Source organism: Corynebacterium sp. c25Ua_89 (assembly GCF_047459735.1).
Taxonomy (GTDB): Bacteria; Actinomycetota; Actinomycetes; order Mycobacteriales; family Mycobacteriaceae; genus Corynebacterium; species Corynebacterium simulans.
Map to the genome: position 1 here is coordinate 275,406 of NZ_JASBOD010000002.1, position 17,185 is coordinate 292,590.

Sequence of the window (17,185 nt, forward strand, 5' to 3'; positions counted from 1 at the left end):
CTGCCTTGGGGCAGTGGAACTAGTCGCTGGCTTCGGTATGGCTTGTTTTCGTCCCTGTCTGAAAATGATCCGGGGGGTGATGCCGCCGAAGGCAGTGGCATACTCCAGACTGCTAATAGGAACCTGACCCGCACAGAATGTGCGAGGTCTCAAAGTAATCTGGATGCCAGCGTGAAGTATGTCCGACCACCAGCGATGAAATAAGTCCCATACTCATTCAATTCGCTAGGAGGTCTGGCATGACCTACGACTATGTCATCGGCATGGACGTCGGTAAATACTTTCACCACGCTTGCGTCTTAGATATCGACGGCACCCAGGTGCTATCTAAGCGCATCAACCAAAACGAAAAATCCCTGCGCGCACTGTTTTCAGCGTTCAGCGCACACGACCACAAGGTCCTTGTCGTCGTGGACCAGCCCAATAACATTGGTCGACTAACTGTCGCGGTTGCTCAAGAACTCGGGATCGACGTGCGCTACCTTCCCGGTTTGGCTATGCGTCAACTCTCGCGCATCCACGCTGGCAATGCCAAAACTGATATCCGGGACGCCTATATCATCGCCCACGCTGCAAAGAACCTTCCGGAATCCCTCCGCAGCGTCGACCGCGTCGAAGAAGCCTTCCTCCAGTTGAAGGTCCTCAACGGTATCGACGAAGATTTAGCGCGCTCCTACACCAGGCTCATCAATCAGATTCGAAGTGCACTAGTAGGCTGCTACCCGCAATTCGAACAGGCCCTTCGCGGTCAGATAATTCACCGCAAGTGGGTTCTGCACCTACTTGCACGCTACGGCGGACCGACCAAGATAAAACGCCTCGGAAAGGCCAAGGCAACTGCCTTCGCTCGACGCTATAAGGCACGCAATCCTGAACCTGTCCTCGATGCCATTTTCGCTGCCATCTCTGAGCAAACAGTTGCCATTGCTGGTGCACACTATGCCGAAATGGGCGTAGCAATGTCGGCGAAGGACGCGCTTTTAAAGCTCGAGCACCGCACACAAATCGAGCAGGAAGTCATCGAGCTCATCAACGACATCCCCCACACTCAAATCCTGCTATCCATGCCAGGAATCGGACCAAAGACGGCAGCACAAATTCTCATGACCGCGGGCGACATGACCGACTTCCCGACAGCTGGGCACCTAGCCTCTTACGCTGGCTTATCACCTCGGACAAACCAGTCCGGGACCTCGATCATGTCGAACTCACTGAACCGAGCTGGCAATAAAAAATTAAAGAACGCCCTATGGCAATCATCTTTTGCATCCATCAGATTCCATGAGCGTTCCCGGCAATTCTATGAACGAAAGCGCCGTGAAGGCAAGAGACACAACGCCGCAGTAGTAGCACTAGCCCGCAGACGGCTCAACGTCCTCTACGCCATGATGCGCAACCACAAGCACTACCACGATCCCGCACCATCACAGGAAGACCTAGCAGCCTAGACACTAAGAGTAAAGATAGCCGACCGGGTAAAATCCCAGTCGGCTAGCAGCCATGCCCGAAAACAACACGACCAAACAACCCCGCAGAGAGAATCCGCCCCCAATTTCTCCACCCGCTAGGTTGACAACCTATATAGGAACACCCCCCACCTCGGCGTACCACCACTTCACGGATCGGGAGGAACTGCTACGCGCGGTTGCCGACGCCTCGATTGATGAGCTCCTCAAGCGCCTCGACGCCGCGCTGATAGAGACCGAGGACTTCGCCGCGCAGGAAGAACATCCAGGCCCCATTCACGTCGAGCAGCTCATGCACGCCGCAATGGCTTATCTCCGCTTCGCTTTGGGCGAAAACGGCTTCTTCCAATGCATCTTGTCTGGACGCGGCTTTAATTACCCGCGGGCACTCAACGATGATCTAGACATGGGCGCTTCCGACTGCCGCTCGCCTACGCTGCACCGCTTTTCGGTACTCGCCACCAGCGGTCACCTCAGCGCGCTGCCGGAGCAAATGAAGCTCGACATCGCCAAATTCGTGTTCGCCGCCGTCATCCGCGGCACCGATTTTAAGAATCCGGAAAATCCTTATCGCAACTACCCAGGCAGCGTGCGCCCGGAAGCGCAATAGCAAAAAGCGCCTGTTACCGTTCCCCTTTACGGGAGGTAACAGGCGCCCTTTAGAAGATCTAGTTACGCAAAAGCGCGGCGAGATTACTCTGCGGACTCCTCAGAAGCCTCAGCGGACTCCTCGGACTCTGCAGCGGCAGCCTCAGCGGCAGCAGCTTCTTCTGCAGCCTTCTCAGCAGCAGCCTTAGCCTCTGCCTCTTCCTTGGCCTTCTTCTTCTTTTCGGTAATAGCCTCGATGGTCGGGCCGTTGTTGGCCTCAGCCAGTGCAGCGTTGAACAGCTCCAGCTTGGAAGGCTTCTCCTCAGCAACCTTCAGGGTGCCCTCAGCACCTGGCAGGCCCTTGAACTTCTGCCAGTCACCGGTCACCTTCAACAGTGCGAGAACCGGCTCGGTCGGCTGTGCGCCGACGCCCAGCCAGTACTGTGCGCGCTCGGAATCGATCTGGATGAGGGAAGGCTCCTGCTTCGGCTGGTAGATGCCGATGTTCTCGATAGCCTTGCCGGAACGGCGGGTGCGTGCATCAGCGATGATGACGCGGTACTCAGCGTTGCGGATCTTACCCATACGCTGCAGCTTGATCTTGACAGCCATGATTGGCTCCTTTTCTAGTCACCGAGCAGTTCAGACGCGTGGATTCAAACCACGCCGGTTCAGCTCTTGGATTTACCCTGCGCGTGACGTGCCGGCCGTCCGTAGGCGGTATACGGCGTTACGCAGAATGTTAAGTTTGCAGTGTTGTCTATCTATAGAACCAACTACCTATAGACAACCCCGACTATATTAGCGGCAGACTCCCCAAAACGGAAATCCTCCCGCGGCGAACTCTGGTGGCACTTTTCCTTTGACTTTTATGCAATCTTTGGCGGCACTGCCCGTGGCGTTATGAACAGCGCGGCCCGAGAGAGTAACCTATTTGACGCTAACCTAGACACCTTTCAGGCCAGTTTGCCTTTATATACTTCCTAACACTTCCCCTTGAGGCAAAACCTTTAAGGGGCAGACGTATGCCTTAATTGGCCTGCTGAGAGAAATTATGACTCAAAATTCACCACGCAGCTTCCGTTACCGCTATGACCTCGATGGTCTGCGCGGCATCGCCATCGCACTCGTGGTCATTTATCACGTCTTCGTCGGCCGAGTCTCGGGCGGCGTGGACGTGTTCCTTTTGCTTTCGGGCTACTTTTTCTTAGGCTCCCAGCTGCGTTACGCGGCCAAGCCTAATGCTTCTTTGAATCCATGGTGGCCAATCTGGCGCACTTTGCGACGCCTCGTTCCCAGCCTCGTGTTGGTCATCGGCGTCACCTATATCTTGGTTCGCATTTTTACTCCGGAACTGATGCGCACAGAGCTCGCCCAGCAAATCACGGCCACGATGCTGTATTTCCAGAACTGGGAGCTAGCCCGCCAAAACGCGGACTACACCGCAGCTTCTGCTAGCACCTCCCCTCTGCAGCACATGTGGTCCATGGCTGTACAGGGTCAGTTCTACATCATGGGCATCGCCTTTGCGCTGATTCTGGCAGCCATCATGAAGCTGCGCCCGGCGCCGGACCCGAAGCGCCTCAAGCAGGTGCGCTTCCCCACCGTCAACCAGATTGCTGGCCCTATCCTTATCGTCGTTACCATCGCGTCCTTTGCCTATGCTTCCCGCGATGGCCTCTACGGCACGGCCGCGAACTACTACTCCACGTGGTCGCGCGCATGGGAGCTGACCCTGGGTGCGGTTTTAGCTATTTACGGTACGAAGTGGAATATTTCTAACCGTTTTTCCAACCTGTTTACTGGCCTCGGCCTGGTGTGCCTAGCGTTTACCGGCGCTATCATTGCTGAGACCACGGCTTACCCAGGCCCGCTCTCCCTGCTGCCGTTGGGTGGTGCGGTGCTCATCATCTTGGGCGGCGGCGGTTCCATCTCCCGCCACATGGCTTCAAAAAAGGCGCGCTGGCTTGGCGACGTCGCCTACCCGCTCTACCTCTGGCACTGGCCGCTTCTGATTTTGTCCACCAAGGCCCTCGAGCTGGAGACCCCTCCATGGTGGCTGGGCATCATTATCATCGCCATCTCCCTGGTGCTGGCAGATCTTACCCACCGCTTCTTGGAGAAGCCGCTGCGCCAGGCCCGCAAGCGCCCGACGGCGGACGATATGCCGGTCAATAGCGCAATTGCCTCAATGAAGCAGCGCGCTGGCGCATTCCGAGCAGTAGGCGGCGTCGTCGTGGGCGCCTGCGTTGTCGGTTTGCTTGCCATTCAGCCGCTGTGGATGAACACCATCTACTCCGAGAATGCGGAGAACCTCGACCCGAAGCTCTACCCAGGTGCCACGGCCCTCGCACTAAATAAGCCGGTGCCGAAGGACGTAGAGTACAAGCCGGACCCGATCCTCGTTGGCGGCCTCATGCCGCCAACCGCAGTGGCCTATTGCTTTATTGGGCAGGACATGCCGGCGGATTACCTGCCGGATGCCCGCCGCGACGGCACTCCATGTGAGTGGGGCGACCGTGAGTCAAAGACCGAGGTCTACGTCGTCGGTGGCTCCCACGCGGAACAGTGGATGTCCGGCTTGGACCGCCTGGGCCGTGAGATGCACTTCAAGATCATCCCAATGCTGCGTCAGGGTTGCCCGATCGAACTTGGCGAAGACCTGACCGTTACCCCTGAATGTCACGAGTGGGGCGAGATGGTCACCGAGCGCATCCTGGATGCGGATCCGGCGCTGGTCATCTCGAATACCACTCGCCCATCCGGCCCGCTGGGAGAAGGCCCAGACTACGTCCCGGCAGGCTACGCCGAGTTCTGGAAGCAATTGGCAGACGCCAAGATTCCATTTATGGGCCTGCGCGATAACCCGTGGGGCTTTGACGATGCTGGCAAGGGCCGCGAGTTCGACGAGTGCTATGTCGCCACCGAGGACGAGAAGGGCTGCGGCATGACCTTCGACGAGGTCTACGCGCCGGTCGATCCAGGCGCGGAAATCCTGTCCCAATACGACAACATGCTGTCGCTGGATACCTCTTCCTGGTTCTGTGACAAAAATGGCGACTGCCCGGTGGTCATCGGCAACACGATGGTCTACCGCGATATGCACCACATCAGCAACGCCTTCGCGGAGTCCGCAATGCCAATGCTGCGCGAGGCCATCGAGCCGTTCCTGGCCGGCAAAAAAGTAAAGCAGGCACCGCCTAAGACGCCTGCTAACATGCCGACCTCAACCGCACCGACCACGCCGTCAGCACCGGCCGATTCCACGGCCACGGCCTCCAATGCCCAGCCGGTCCCCTACCCGTATCTGACCGACAACGACGCAGTCTAAGTCGCGGATTACTTAATTTCCTCACCCTAGAGCAAAGAAAGCGTGGTGCCAGATGGCACCACGCTTTCTGCTATTTGACCCACGCCGCGGGCACGTATGCGCACGTCGGGTCGGAAGCTAGCGGATCACCCGTCATTGCGAACGCGGTCGAGCGGGAACCGCCGCAGACGGTGGCGTACTCGCACACGGAGCACTTGCCCGACCACTGGGCGGGGTCGCGCAACTTCTTAAAGACAGGCGAATTGGCATAGATTTCGGGCAGCGGAGTGTCTTTGACGTTGCCGCAGTGCATCGGTAGGAAGCCGTTGGGATAAACATCGCCGAGGTGGTCGATGAACACGAAGCCGGAGCCTGCATTAATCGCCATAGGCGGGCGCGGGCGGCGAGTATGCGCGGCGTCGGCAGGCCCGAGTACCCGCTCGGTCTCTTCGGTGAGATAGCGATAGAGCTCTCCCCCGACGTATTCCTTGCCCTGCTGTGCCTCCAGCACGATACGGCGATACTGCGGGCCCTCAGTGGTCTTGATTGCCACGCAATTCGAAACATCGTGCAGCCAGTGCATAGCGTCCTCTCGCTCGTGCGGAGTCAGCGCCTCGAGACCCGTTCCACGGCCAGTTGGCACCAAGAAAAACACGCTCCACAGCTTTGCTCCCATGTCGATGACGCGCTTGAGCAGCTGTGGCGCCTCATAAACGTTGTTCTTGGTGATCGTGGAGTTGATCTGCAGGCGGTAGCCCACGTCCGTGACCACCTCCGCCATCTCGATGGTCTGGTCAAAGATGCCGGAAAAGCCGCGAAAATAATCGTGGGTCTTGGCCGTCGCGCCGTCGAGCGAAAGCGATAACGCCGAGCCACCCGCGGCCCGCAGGCCCTCTAGGCGCTCGCGAGTAAGACGCGGGGTGACCGAAGGCGAAAGGGAGATGTTTAGCCCCAGCGAGGTGCCGTACTCCGTCAGCTCCTCGAGGTCGCCACGCTCAAAAGGATCGCCGCCTGTGAGCACCACAATGGGACGCGGCTTCTCATAGCTCGCGATGGAATCCAATAGCGCCTTGCCCTGCTGCGTGCTCAGCTGCCCTGGCGCTGGCTCATGCTGCGCATCGGCGCGGCAATGCTGGCACACCAGCTGGCACGCGCGCGTCACCTCCCAGATTGCGATGAAAGGCTTGGCGTTGATGTCGTGGCGAACTTGGCGAACGGCTGGAGTCGGCTTCATAAATACAACTTTAGTCGTAGAAAAACACGCCTCCAAAACGCGAAAAAAGAGGCGAGGAGTTCCCTCGCCTCTTCTAGGCCCGACTACTTCTTGCCCTGGCCAAAGTCCAGGTTATTCAAGTCGATGTTTTCCATGCCCTTCGGCATCTTAGGCATACCCCCTGGCATGCCTGGCATTCCGCCGCCGCCCATCTGCTCCTGCAGCTTCTGCAGCTCCTCCATGGAAGGCATGCCGCCTGGCATTCCCGGCATACCGCCTGGCATGCCTGGCATGCCGCCGCCTGGACGGTTCTTCGGGGCCTTGCGCTTGCCGTTCTTGCCCTTGCGCCCCTTCCGCTTCTTCTTGGTGGCAGAGCGCCCCATGCCCGGGCCCATGCCAAACTGACCGGCCATCTTGGACATCATCTTCTTCGCCTCGTTGAAGCGCTCGATGAGCTGGTTGACCTCGGAGACGGAAACGCCAGAACCGTTTGCAATACGCTTACGGCGCGAGGCGTTAAGGATCTTCGGATTCTCACGCTCTTGCGGGGTCATACCGCGGATGATGGCCTGGATGCGGTCGAGCTGCTTCTCATCGACCATTTCCGCCATCTTGTTCATCTGCTTGCCGCCCGGCATCATTTTCAGCAGATTGCCAATCGGGCCCATGCGGCGGATCATCAGCATCTGGTCCAAGAAGTCGTTGAGCGTTAGCTCACCGGTGCCCAGCTTGGCGGCAGCTTCCTCTGCCTTCTGGTGGTCCAGGGTGGCCTCAGCCTGCTCAATCAGCGAGAGAAGGTCACCCATGCCCAGGATGCGCGAAGCCATGCGCTCTGGGTGGAAGACGTCAAAGTCCTCAAGCTTCTCACCGGTGGAGGCAAACATGATCGGCTTGCCGGTGACCTCACGGATGGACAGCGCCGCACCACCGCGGGCATCGCCATCGAGCTTGGTCAGCACGACGCCGGTGAAATCAACGCCGTCACGGAAGGCCTCGGCGGTCTGCACCGCGTCCTGACCGATCATGGAATCGATGACAAAGAGGACCTCGTCCGGGTTCACAGCATCGCGAATGTTGCGTGCCTGCGTCATCAAGGTCTCATCGATGCCGAGGCGGCCCGCGGTATCGATAATCACGATGTCGTGCTGGGTCCGCTTAGCTTCCTCGATGCCGGCCTGGGCGACGGCGACTGGGTCACCGTGGGAGGTACCCATCTCGTGATCGTTGGAGTCGATGGAGGTACCTGGGTCCGGAGCAAAGACCTGCACCTCCGCACGCTCACCAACAATCTGCAGCTGCTGGACCGCGCCCGGACGCTGCAAGTCACAGGCGACCAGCATCGGTGTATGGCCTTGCTTGGCCAGGTGCTTGGACAGCTTACCGGCCAAAGTGGTCTTACCAGCACCCTGCAGACCAGCCAACATGATGACCGTAGGCGGGTTCTTTGCCAGCTGCAGGCGGCGAGTCTCGCCACCCAGGACGTCAACGAGTTCTTCATTGACAATCTTGACAACCTGCTGCGCCGGGTTCAGCGCCTCAGAGACCTCTGCACCGGCAGCGCGCTCCTTAATACGCTTGATGAACGCGCGGACTACGGTCAGCGAGACGTCAGCTTCCAGCAGCGCAAGGCGAATCTCGCGCGCGGTGGCATTGATGTCGGCCTCGGTCAGCTTGCCCTTGCCACGCAGGCCCGACAAGGCAGTTTGCAAGCGATCGGACAGTGACTCAAACACGAGTGAGTGCTCCCTAAACAATCTCGAGTATTTTTTAACTCCCCCAGCTTAGCCGCTGACTAGCGCTTCGGTCACATTCCTGACCAATGTCGCGCGCGCGACATCGCCTAGCGGTTTGGCGTGCAGCACCATCGTTGCGCCCGGAACGTAGCTCGTAATCCATTCGCAATCGGGAAGCTTGGCGATGACATGTCCAAGCACACCCGTACGCTCGCCCGTGCGCACCTCGAAGATGCTTCCCGTCCACATCGCCGTTGTGGGCGCGCCATCAATCTCCGGAAGCATGGTGTACACGCCAGATTTATAGGACTGGATGAAACGCGCCTCATCGGCCGCCGCATCGAAGCTCTCCGCCACGGTACGCACGTCGAATTCGGCAGCAAAGCCCTCGCCTTGCTCGTCACTTACCCTGCCCATGCGGGAGGACTCGATGGTCCACCCCAACGCCGCAATCAGCGCCAGCGGGCGGATGACCTCGCGCTGATACTTGCCCCGCCACGAAACCGTCAGGGTGCGTTCATCATAGTTCGCCTTGAGCGCAATCTCCTTTTCCGCATACACCACCGGCTTCGTAGGTGCCAGCGCCTCCATCTGAGCAAAGGCGCGCGAAGACAGCACTCGAATGCCCGCCTCCAAGCGCGAATTCCACACGCTGGGGCCAGTCGATAAAGCGTCCGCGCGTGCCAAGACCAGCAACAGCGAGAGCGTCAGGTGGTCATAATGCACCGCCGCCAGCAACTTATCCCGGGCCGCGTCCGATTCCGGGTCCATGCGGGAGACCAGTGCGGCCAAGGTTGTGTGCTCTGCCACGAGCGTCTGCACGCGCGAACGATCCGCCAGGCTCAGCCGCATTTTTGCCGCGGCCTTGGCCACCATTTCCGCTCCTACGACGGAATGCGGGCGGCCATAGCCCTTGCCGATGTCGTGGTACAGCGCCGCTAGCAGCAATAAGTCCGGACGCGCGACCGTGGTACGTACCTCCGCGCAGCGCGCCACGGTCAGCATGGTGTGATAATCCACAGTGTGGGCGTGACTACGCTCCCGTGGCAGCATCCCGCGGATGTGCCCCCACTCCGGCATCAGAGTCTCCCACAGTCCCACTTCGTCAAGCTCCTCAATGAGCCGTGGCGTGTCGGTGGGCGAAGACAAGATGGTAAAGAAGGCGTCGGTTATCGCGGTATTCCAACACTCCGGAAGCGCAGGCGCGTTAGCCAGCAGCTTCCACACGCCCGGCTCTATGGGCCGGCTCGTGCGCGCCGACGCCGCCGCCACGCGCAGCCCTAGCCCTGGGTCCTGCAGATCAGCGTTGCGCGCCAGCGTGACGTAGCCGCCACTATCGACGACGCCTAGATCCAAAGGCTTGCGCGAACGGTCTCGTTGCCTTTTGCCCACGACGCCGCGGGCCGTGGCAAGCGCGCGCTCCATCGCCCTATCGACTGTCGATGCCGCGCGCACCACCGTCGCCGAAAGCTCGTAACGGTCCGCGAAACCCAGCTCGTCAGCGATCTCCGCGGCGAATTCAGGGTCCAAAAGGTCGCGGTGACGATGGGCATGCATATGCAAAAGGCTTCGGACATCGAGCAGCAGGTCACGCTCGGCATCCAGCCGCGGGGCGTCGGCAAGATTGCCCAGGGCCAGGGCCCTAATGAACTGGATATCGCGCAGGCCACCCCGCCCGTTTTTAATGTCCGGATTCGCCATCGTGGCCAACGTGCCCGAACGCCGCCAGCGCGCAATTGCGGTGCTGACGAAAGAATCGAAATGCTTTTGCAGCAGCACCCGCCACTGGGATAGAAGCTTGGCGCGGGCTTCGTCGACAAGCGCCTTGCTCCCCGCCACAAAAGACAGATCCAGCTGCGCAAAACCCGCCGCCGGATCCGTGCCGGCTATCTCCGCGCACTCGCCCGGGGTACGCAGGGCATAATCCAGGTGATACCCCGCCTGCCAGATGGGATACCAAATATTGGCCACCGCCTGCTCGTCTAGCACCATCCCCTCTGGATGAATCAACAGCAGATCCAGATCGGAATACTTTGTCATCTCGCGGCGCGCAAAAGACCCCGTCGCTGCGAGGGCGGTGCCCTCTGGCAGCTCCAGGGTCTTAATCAATGCTTCTGCCGCATCGAAAGCTTCTGCGCGCAGCTGCGCGGCTTTGTCCATTTAGACAGCAGCCTCGCCGCGCTCGCCGGTGCGCACGCGGATGACGTCCTCGACTGGGGTTACCCACAGCTTGCCGTCACCGATCTTGCCGGTGTAGGCAGCCTCAACGATGGCGTTGATGGTCTCTTCTACCGCTGCGTCATTAACAACGACCTCCAGCTTGACCTTCGGGACGAAGTCGGTGGCGTACTCGGCGCCGCGGTAGACCTCGCTGTGTCCGCGCTGCTGGCCAAAGCCCTGCGTCTCAGTCACGGTGAGACCATGAACCTCAAGCTGTTCCAATGCCTCGCGAATATCCGGCAGCGTAAAAGGCTTTACAACAGCAGTGATGAGTTTCATGTCCTACTCCTTGGGCTCCGATTGAAAGTATGTGCCTAATGTGATCATATTAGCGTCAACGGCGCCGCCGCGGCGCTAATTAAATCTCGTCTTCACTGGCCTCTACCATGTCGGTCTGCTTCCGCACGCGGCGCGCATACTTCACGTCCGTGACGGTGACGCCGTAGATGGAGCGGCCCATGTAGAAAGAGCCAACGGAGCCGATAATCCACACGCCAAAGCATGCGATAAGAACGCGCACCAGCGACCACAGATCAAAGCCGTTTTCAGCAAAGTCCACCACGAGCTTTCCCACGAGCAACAGCGGCACCGCAAGGCCGACGGTCGGGCCCAAGAGGTTTACTCGGGTCAACGCGTCGGGGGCGCGCCACAGCGCGATTGCGGTAGCAACCACCAACAAGGTGGCCACGATGAGGAGAATGGATGCGATGATTTCGTACCACGCCATGCTTATCGACGTCCCTTCGAAATGATGCGCGCCATCGACAACGTAGGCAGCACGCCGGCTGCAATCGCTGCCAGCATGGCGATGTCATAGAGAATCGAGGCGTGATTGACAAAGGTCCAAGCGATGTACATGCACAGCATGCCGTAGAAGGCCATGTCTGACATGACGGTACGTGTCAGCTCGTCGCGGGAGCGCAGCGCCAAGATCAAGGCCGAAGCCAGGGCACCGCCCATCACGAATATGCAGACGAAAATGACCCATTCGAAAGCGCTAAAGTGCGCGAAATCTACCATTATTCGCCCTTCCTTTCCGGACGCAGCGGCCAGACGGAATACTTCTCCGTCTCATCCGCTGGCAACGGGGTGTCTTCTTCTTGCGCGATATCCGGCGCACGCATGTGGCGGCCGACGGTCTCGAGTGGGTACTCGTAGAAGGCCGGATCCAGGTCCTTGGTATCGCTCTGGCCTGGCACGCCATAGTCGATATCCTTCACGTGCGGCGCCAAGCGCTCCTCCATGTCCGCGAGCGACTCCATGATTTCTACCGGGTCATCGCCCATGACCGCCTGGACGAGCACGATACGCGGCAAACCCTCTGCCACCGGCTCGCGCAGGCCCAGCGACAAAGTGCCAGGGGTTGCGGTGATAGACGAGGTAAACCAGAAGATCTCCCACGCATCGGTCACGCGCAGCGGGTAGCGCACGATGACCGGGTGGTAGGAATTATGTGGCTTGAAAGACTCCACGGCCAGGCCGAAACCGGCAACGAAGATCTCCTTAATCAGCCATAGGCCATAGGCACAGGAGTGGAAGAAAAGTTTCATTTAGCGACCTCCCTGGATGGAGTCGATGTCCGGCAAGGCAACGGGGGCGTCGCCAAGCACGGCTTCGGTATAAGCCTGAGTATCCAGCAGATCCTGTGCCGCGTGCAGGGTGATATCCATGAACGGGCCTGCCAGGACGAACATGGTCAGCGAGCCCATGATCAGCGCCGCGGAAGGAGCCATCAGCTTCTTGCGGATGATCAGTTCCTTCGGCACCTTCTGCTTTGGCAGATCCTTGCCCCAGAAAACCTCGCGCCACACGCGCAGCATGGACAAGAAGGCGGCAAAGGAAGCGATGATGATGACCGCGATGACAATCCATGCCCATACCCCACCGGTGCGGGCGATCTCGATGACGATCAAGACCTTGCCCCACATGCCAGAAAATGGCGGGAAGCCCACCACGGAAAAGGCACCGGCGGCGAAGATCCAGGCGATGAGCGGATCGCGGCGTGCCAAGCCCGAAAGCTTAGATAGCAAGCCAGTGCCGTAGGTCTCTTCGATGGCACCAGAGGCCAGGATGAGCGAGCCCACCGTGAGCATGTGGTGGATGGTGTACAAGATGCCGGCGGCGAGAGCTCGCTGCGGATCGTGGGTGGTAAAGGCCATCATCACCAAGATGAAAGGCATGCCGTTGAGCATCTGATAGCCCAACACGCGGCGGATGGAGTTTTCGGCCAAGCCACCAAATGCGCCGATCAGCATCGAGATGATCATGACCACGATGATGAGCGTGCCCCAGCGCTGGTCCATGCCAAAAAGGTGGACCCACAGGCGGTAGAGCATGTAGACCGCAACCTTGGTGTGCAGGCCGGAGAACAAGCCCATCACGGCAGCCGAGGTGCCTGGGTAGGTACGCGGCAGCCAGGACTGCACGGGGAAGACGCCGGCCTTCGCCGCGATGGCGATGACTACGATTCCCGAGGCCACGGTCACCGGGCCGTGGCCTGCCGCAGCGCCCTCTAGTGCGGCGAGGTTGACCGCGCCGGTAACGGAGTAGATATAGCCCACGCCGACGACCAGCAGCGTCGAGGCAAAGAGGTTAACCAGAACGAAGGCACGGCCGGCCGCGAGGCGCGACCAGGTACCGGACATCGTGATGAGGCCATAAGAAGGCAGCAACATGACCTCGATGAACACGAAGAAGTTGAAGAGGTCTGCGGTAAGCAGCGCGCCGCAAACACCGGTGATGAGAATCAGCGTCAACGATGGGTAGTAGCGCGACTTCGTCTCGCCGCCCACGATGGCAAACCAGTTGGCGCCGAATGCGACGATCATCGTCGTGACAATCATCAACGCTGAGAAGGTATCTGCCGCGAAGGCAATACCCGCGTTACCTGGGTAGCCGCCCACGGTGTGGGCCACCACGCCGTTGTTCAAGGTATAGAGCAAGAGCGCGAAGCCAGCAAAGATTCCGATGCCCGGGATAATCAGCATGATGGAATCACGCACGCCGCGCCACGGGGCCATTAGGGCCAAGGCCGCGGCCACGAGGGGAACCGCTGGGAATAGCGGCAACAGTGCACTGACGAGTTCAGCCATTACTTCTCCCCTTCCTCACTGTGATCCAACTGCTTGACGCGATCCATCTTGTTGGCCGAACGCTGCAAAATCTCTCGATTCTTAGAATCACGACCCAGCGTGGAAAACGCGTGGTCAATGGTGTTGTCATCAACCGGCTCCACGATGTCCGTGTCATCATTGGCGCCCATAGCCGCCATGGTTAGCAAGATCGTGGAGGTCGCCATGGAAATGACCACGGCGGTAAGCACGAAGGCCTGCGGAAGCGGGTCCGCCATCTGGTCGTGTGCGACCTGCGAGGGAAAAGATTCCCCGCGGTAGGAGTACACGCCCGTAGCGAGCAGCGTCAGGTTAGCGCCGTGGCCGAAGGCCATCATGCCCAGCACGATGTGGACCAAGCCACGCTGCTGGATGAGATAGACCGCAGAACCGATAAGCAGTGCGATGGTTAGTGCAAGAATCATTATTTCTCCCCGCCTTTCTGGCGTGCCACGCGCGGCGAGTCCTTCTTAGTTCGAGCCTCAGACTTGTTGAGCAAAGCCAGCGGATTGCTCGAAGGGTTGATGGGCTCGGGGTAAGGATCATCGACGTCGTCAAGCACAACGCGCGGGGTCGTCGGCAACGCGGAATCGTCATCGTGGATCCATGGCAAGAAGTCGCGCTCCGTGCCCGGGCGCAGATAACCGCCGAGGGCGTTGATGGCCATGGTCAGCATGCCCAGAACCGCGAGATAAATACCGAGGTCGAAAATCAGCGACGTGGTCCAGTGCTGGCCCAAGGCGTGGCCATGGATGGCGGTCAGGAAGCCGCCCGGCTCGCCGTGGTGCGGGATGTAACCGATAAAGCCTGCAGTCAGCGCCACGATGATGCCGATGCCCGTGAGGTGAATCGGGGTCATACGGCCGAAGACAATCTCGTCGGAGCCGCGGGACAGGTAGGTCAGGCCGATGGCTGCGCCCATAATCAGCGCGGCCGGGAAGCCGCCACCCGAGGCCTGGTGACCGCGGTAGAAGACCACGACGGAGGTGACAACCAGAATCGGAATAACGATGGCAATGGCCTTACGCAGCGGAACCGAATTTAGCTGCGACTGGCCGAACGGAGCCGGGCGCGTGCCGGAGGTAAATGGGAAGCGCGGCAGCGTGGAGGTAACAGAAGCAATCACCACGGCGGCCATGCCCAGAACTGAAAGCTCGCCCAGGGTATCGAGTGCACGGAACTCCACGATGATGGTGGCCACGACGTTGTCGCCGCCGGTGATATCCGGAGCGTTGTCCAGGTACCACAGAGAAATATCGGAACGCTCGTGGCGGCCCATCAGGCCCCAGACACCAAGGAAGGCGGCCACGCCGGCGAGGACAGCTACCACGATGGAGCCGGTCTTACGCGATGTCTCTTGCACTGGGCGGAACTTCTCCGGCAGGTAGCGCAGCACCATCATCATCACGATGACAGACAGCGCCTCGACGGTGAACTGGGTCAGCGCGACGTCGGGTGCGCCGAGCAGGAACATCTGCAGGGTCACGCCCGTGCCGGCGATGCCGATCATCACCGCGCCCGTCAGGCGGTTGCGGGTGCGCACCAGGCCAAACATGGACAGCGCGACGATGGAAAGCGGCAAAATATCCCATGGATTATCCAGGCCTTCGACGCGTGGTGCAAGTGCGACGCCGTCGACGCCCTCGCTGATAAGGCCTGCCGCAGCCAGAATGATGAGCAGCAAGACGATGGGCAGCATCAGGCGTGAAGGATTATGGGTATCGGACATGCGGCCGACGAAGCGGCCGATCGCGGTCGCGCCATTTTGGACGGAGCGCAGAATCTCGTTGCCGGTGCGCGGAACCAGCTTGGTGTCCTCGAATGCGGACCACAACTGCTTGCGAATGAAGATGCCAGCGATGCCTGCAATGAGCACTACAACGGAGATGACCAGTGGAACGTTCACCCCGTGCCACAAGGAAAGATGGGCGTGAGATTCCATTCCCACGGAACCTGCCATCAAGTCCAAAGGCTTGTCGAACTTGCCCAACACGAAGACCAGCGGCAAGGACATAAAGCCCGGAAGTGCTGCCGGCAGCCAGAGGCGAACAGGCGCCTCGTGGACCTTGGACATGTTGCGCGGGCCGTCGAAGAAGGCGCCGAAGACGATCTTGGCGGAGTAGGTGAAGGTAAAGAAGGCGCCGATTGCGGCAACCATCAGCAGCACCAGCTGCCCTGCCCCACCGATGGGCGCGTCTTCGAAGGCGGTGAGCATGCCCTCCTTGGAAACGAAGCCCAAAAGCGGTGGAACCGCGGCCATCGATGCCGCGCCGATAACCATGGAGCCGAAGGTCCATGGCATCTTGTTCCACAGCACGCCGAGGCGGCGGATATCGCGGGAGCCGGCCTCGTGATCAATCACGCCGATGAGCATGAAGATGGAAGACTTAAACAGTGCGTGCGCCAGCGTGTGCACCAGGGCGGCGGTGATAGCAAAAGGCGTGCCGACGCCGATGGTGGCCACGATCCAGCCCAGGTGCGAGACGGTGGAATAAGCGGTCAGCTTCTTCAGGTCAGTCTTTTGCACCGCAAAGACCGCGGACATAACGGCGGTGCCCATACCAACGACGATGAGCAGCCAGTTCCACACGGCCACGTCGTGGAAGATGGTGGAGAAACGAATCAGCAAGTACACGCCTGCCTTGACCACTGCGGCTGCGTGCAGGAAGGCAGAGACCGGCGTTGCTGCGGCCATGGCCTCTGGCAGCCAGAAGTGGAACGGAAACTGCGCGGCCTTGGTAAAAGCGGAGCAAGCAATAAGAACTGCCACGGCGGCAGTAAGGCCTGGGCGCTCGTGCCAGACACCGGAGGCCAGAATCTTTTCCAGGTTGGTAGTACCCGCGGCCGTCGCCGCGATGGCCACGCCTGCCAACAGGGTAAGGCCACCGATAAAGGTCAAAATCAGCGTGCGCTGCGAGCCCTTCTCACCTGCCTTACCCGAACGCGCGATAAGCATAAACGAGGCCAGGGAAACCAGCTCCCAGGCAAGAAAGAGCAGGATGACGTCGTTAGCCAGCGCCAGCAGCAGGATCGACATGGTAAATGCCGTCATCAGCAGGTAGAAGCTGGTGTTTCCTTTGCCCTTGGGCAGGTAGGCGGCCGAGTAGGTAAGGACTACGGCGCCGATGACCAAAGCCAGCATGGCGAAGAATACGCCCAAGGCATCGCCGCGCAGAGCGAAGTGGACGTCGATGCCGGTGTCTACGACGTCGCCAACCCACGTGCGCGAGAAAGACAGCTCTTCGCCCGCCGATAAAGTTCCAAATTCTTTGGCAAGAAGACCTGCCGCCACAATAAAAATGCCGGCTAGGGGGTAGCCGGCGGCGCGATCAGCAACCTTGACGGTTACTGGGGCAAGAACCACTGCCAAAGCTGCGAGGAGGACAACATAAAGAAGTGTCACGAAAAATTAGCCTCACAAACCATTGTGTAGAGATTTATTACTTAGAGCGCGCATAAAATACGACGTTCCCACACTACCATTGTGGCCCACGTCAAAGCACATTTTTTCGGTATTCAAGGCGACAACTCGCGCGGCGATTTTA

Annotated in this window: 14 protein-coding genes; 3 read left to right on the forward strand and 11 right to left on the reverse strand. The window is 59.7% G+C overall.

Going from position 1 to position 17,185, the window contains the following annotated elements; translation table 11 throughout:
* The first annotated feature begins 239 nt into the window (after positions 1–239).
* Positions 240–1,448: an IS110 family transposase gene (locus tag QKB66_RS04135; protein WP_005297392.1), complete on the forward strand. Its 1,209-nt coding sequence runs from the start codon at positions 240–242 to the stop codon at positions 1,446–1,448.
* Positions 1,449–1,569: 121 nt separating this feature from the next.
* Positions 1,570–2,076, forward strand: coding sequence for a TetR/AcrR family transcriptional regulator (locus tag QKB66_RS04140; RefSeq protein WP_414252754.1), 507 nt, complete (start codon positions 1,570–1,572; stop codon positions 2,074–2,076).
* A gap of 83 nt (positions 2,077–2,159) precedes the next feature.
* Here the strand turns inward: QKB66_RS04140 and rpsP are convergent, their stop codons facing one another.
* Complete coding sequence (gene rpsP / locus QKB66_RS04145; RefSeq protein WP_062038405.1) at positions 2,160–2,666, reverse strand: 30S ribosomal protein S16; 507 nt, start codon at positions 2,664–2,666, stop codon at positions 2,160–2,162.
* 442 nt (positions 2,667–3,108) lie between these two features.
* Between rpsP and QKB66_RS04150 the strand changes: the two genes are divergently transcribed.
* Positions 3,109–5,385 (forward strand): acyltransferase family protein, encoded by a 2,277-nt coding sequence (locus QKB66_RS04150; RefSeq protein WP_414252755.1) that lies wholly within the window; start codon positions 3,109–3,111, stop codon positions 5,383–5,385.
* 70 nt (positions 5,386–5,455) lie between these two features.
* Here QKB66_RS04150 and QKB66_RS04155 read toward each other — a convergent pair whose 3' ends face one another.
* From QKB66_RS04155 to QKB66_RS04200, 10 genes are all read right to left on the reverse strand, one after another.
* The gene (locus QKB66_RS04155; protein ID WP_414252756.1) at positions 5,456–6,598 is read right to left on the reverse strand and encodes a TIGR04053 family radical SAM/SPASM domain-containing protein; all 1,143 of its coding nucleotides are present in this window, start codon (positions 6,596–6,598) and stop codon (positions 5,456–5,458) included.
* Positions 6,599–6,681: 83 nt separating this feature from the next.
* Positions 6,682–8,310 (reverse strand): signal recognition particle protein, encoded by a 1,629-nt coding sequence (gene ffh, locus QKB66_RS04160; RefSeq protein ID WP_070456386.1) that lies wholly within the window; start codon positions 8,308–8,310, stop codon positions 6,682–6,684.
* 48 nt (positions 8,311–8,358) lie between these two features.
* Positions 8,359–10,470 carry a [protein-PII] uridylyltransferase gene (locus QKB66_RS04165; RefSeq protein ID WP_070587296.1) on the reverse strand — a complete coding sequence of 704 codons (2,112 nt, stop codon included), beginning with the start codon at positions 10,468–10,470 and terminating at the stop codon, positions 8,359–8,361.
* Positions 10,471–10,809 carry a P-II family nitrogen regulator gene (locus QKB66_RS04170; protein WP_062038390.1) on the reverse strand — a complete coding sequence of 113 codons (339 nt, stop codon included), beginning with the start codon at positions 10,807–10,809 and terminating at the stop codon, positions 10,471–10,473.
* Positions 10,810–10,888: 79 nt separating this feature from the next.
* Complete coding sequence (locus QKB66_RS04175; protein WP_414252757.1) at positions 10,889–11,257, reverse strand: Na+/H+ antiporter subunit G; 369 nt, start codon at positions 11,255–11,257, stop codon at positions 10,889–10,891.
* Between the two features lie 2 nt (positions 11,258–11,259).
* Positions 11,260–11,550, reverse strand: coding sequence for a cation:proton antiporter (locus QKB66_RS04180; RefSeq protein WP_070587299.1), 291 nt, complete (start codon positions 11,548–11,550; stop codon positions 11,260–11,262).
* Positions 11,550–12,080 carry a monovalent cation/H+ antiporter subunit E gene (locus QKB66_RS04185; protein ID WP_239238384.1) on the reverse strand — a complete coding sequence of 177 codons (531 nt, stop codon included), beginning with the start codon at positions 12,078–12,080 and terminating at the stop codon, positions 11,550–11,552. The genes QKB66_RS04180 and QKB66_RS04185 overlap by 1 nt, the downstream gene beginning before the upstream one ends.
* On the reverse strand, positions 12,081–13,622 hold the full coding sequence (locus tag QKB66_RS04190; RefSeq protein WP_070587304.1) for a monovalent cation/H+ antiporter subunit D family protein: 1,542 nt from the start codon (positions 13,620–13,622) through the stop codon (positions 12,081–12,083).
* Positions 13,622–14,065, reverse strand: a complete 444-nt coding sequence (locus QKB66_RS04195; RefSeq protein ID WP_062038374.1) for a cation:proton antiporter subunit C — start codon at positions 14,063–14,065, stop codon at positions 13,622–13,624. Before QKB66_RS04195 ends, QKB66_RS04190 begins: the two co-directional genes overlap by 1 nt.
* Entirely contained in the window at positions 14,065–17,043 is a 2,979-nt protein-coding gene (locus QKB66_RS04200) for a DUF4040 family protein (protein ID WP_414252758.1), read from the reverse strand. The genes QKB66_RS04195 and QKB66_RS04200 overlap by 1 nt, the downstream gene beginning before the upstream one ends.
* Positions 17,044–17,185: the final 142 nt, after the last annotated feature.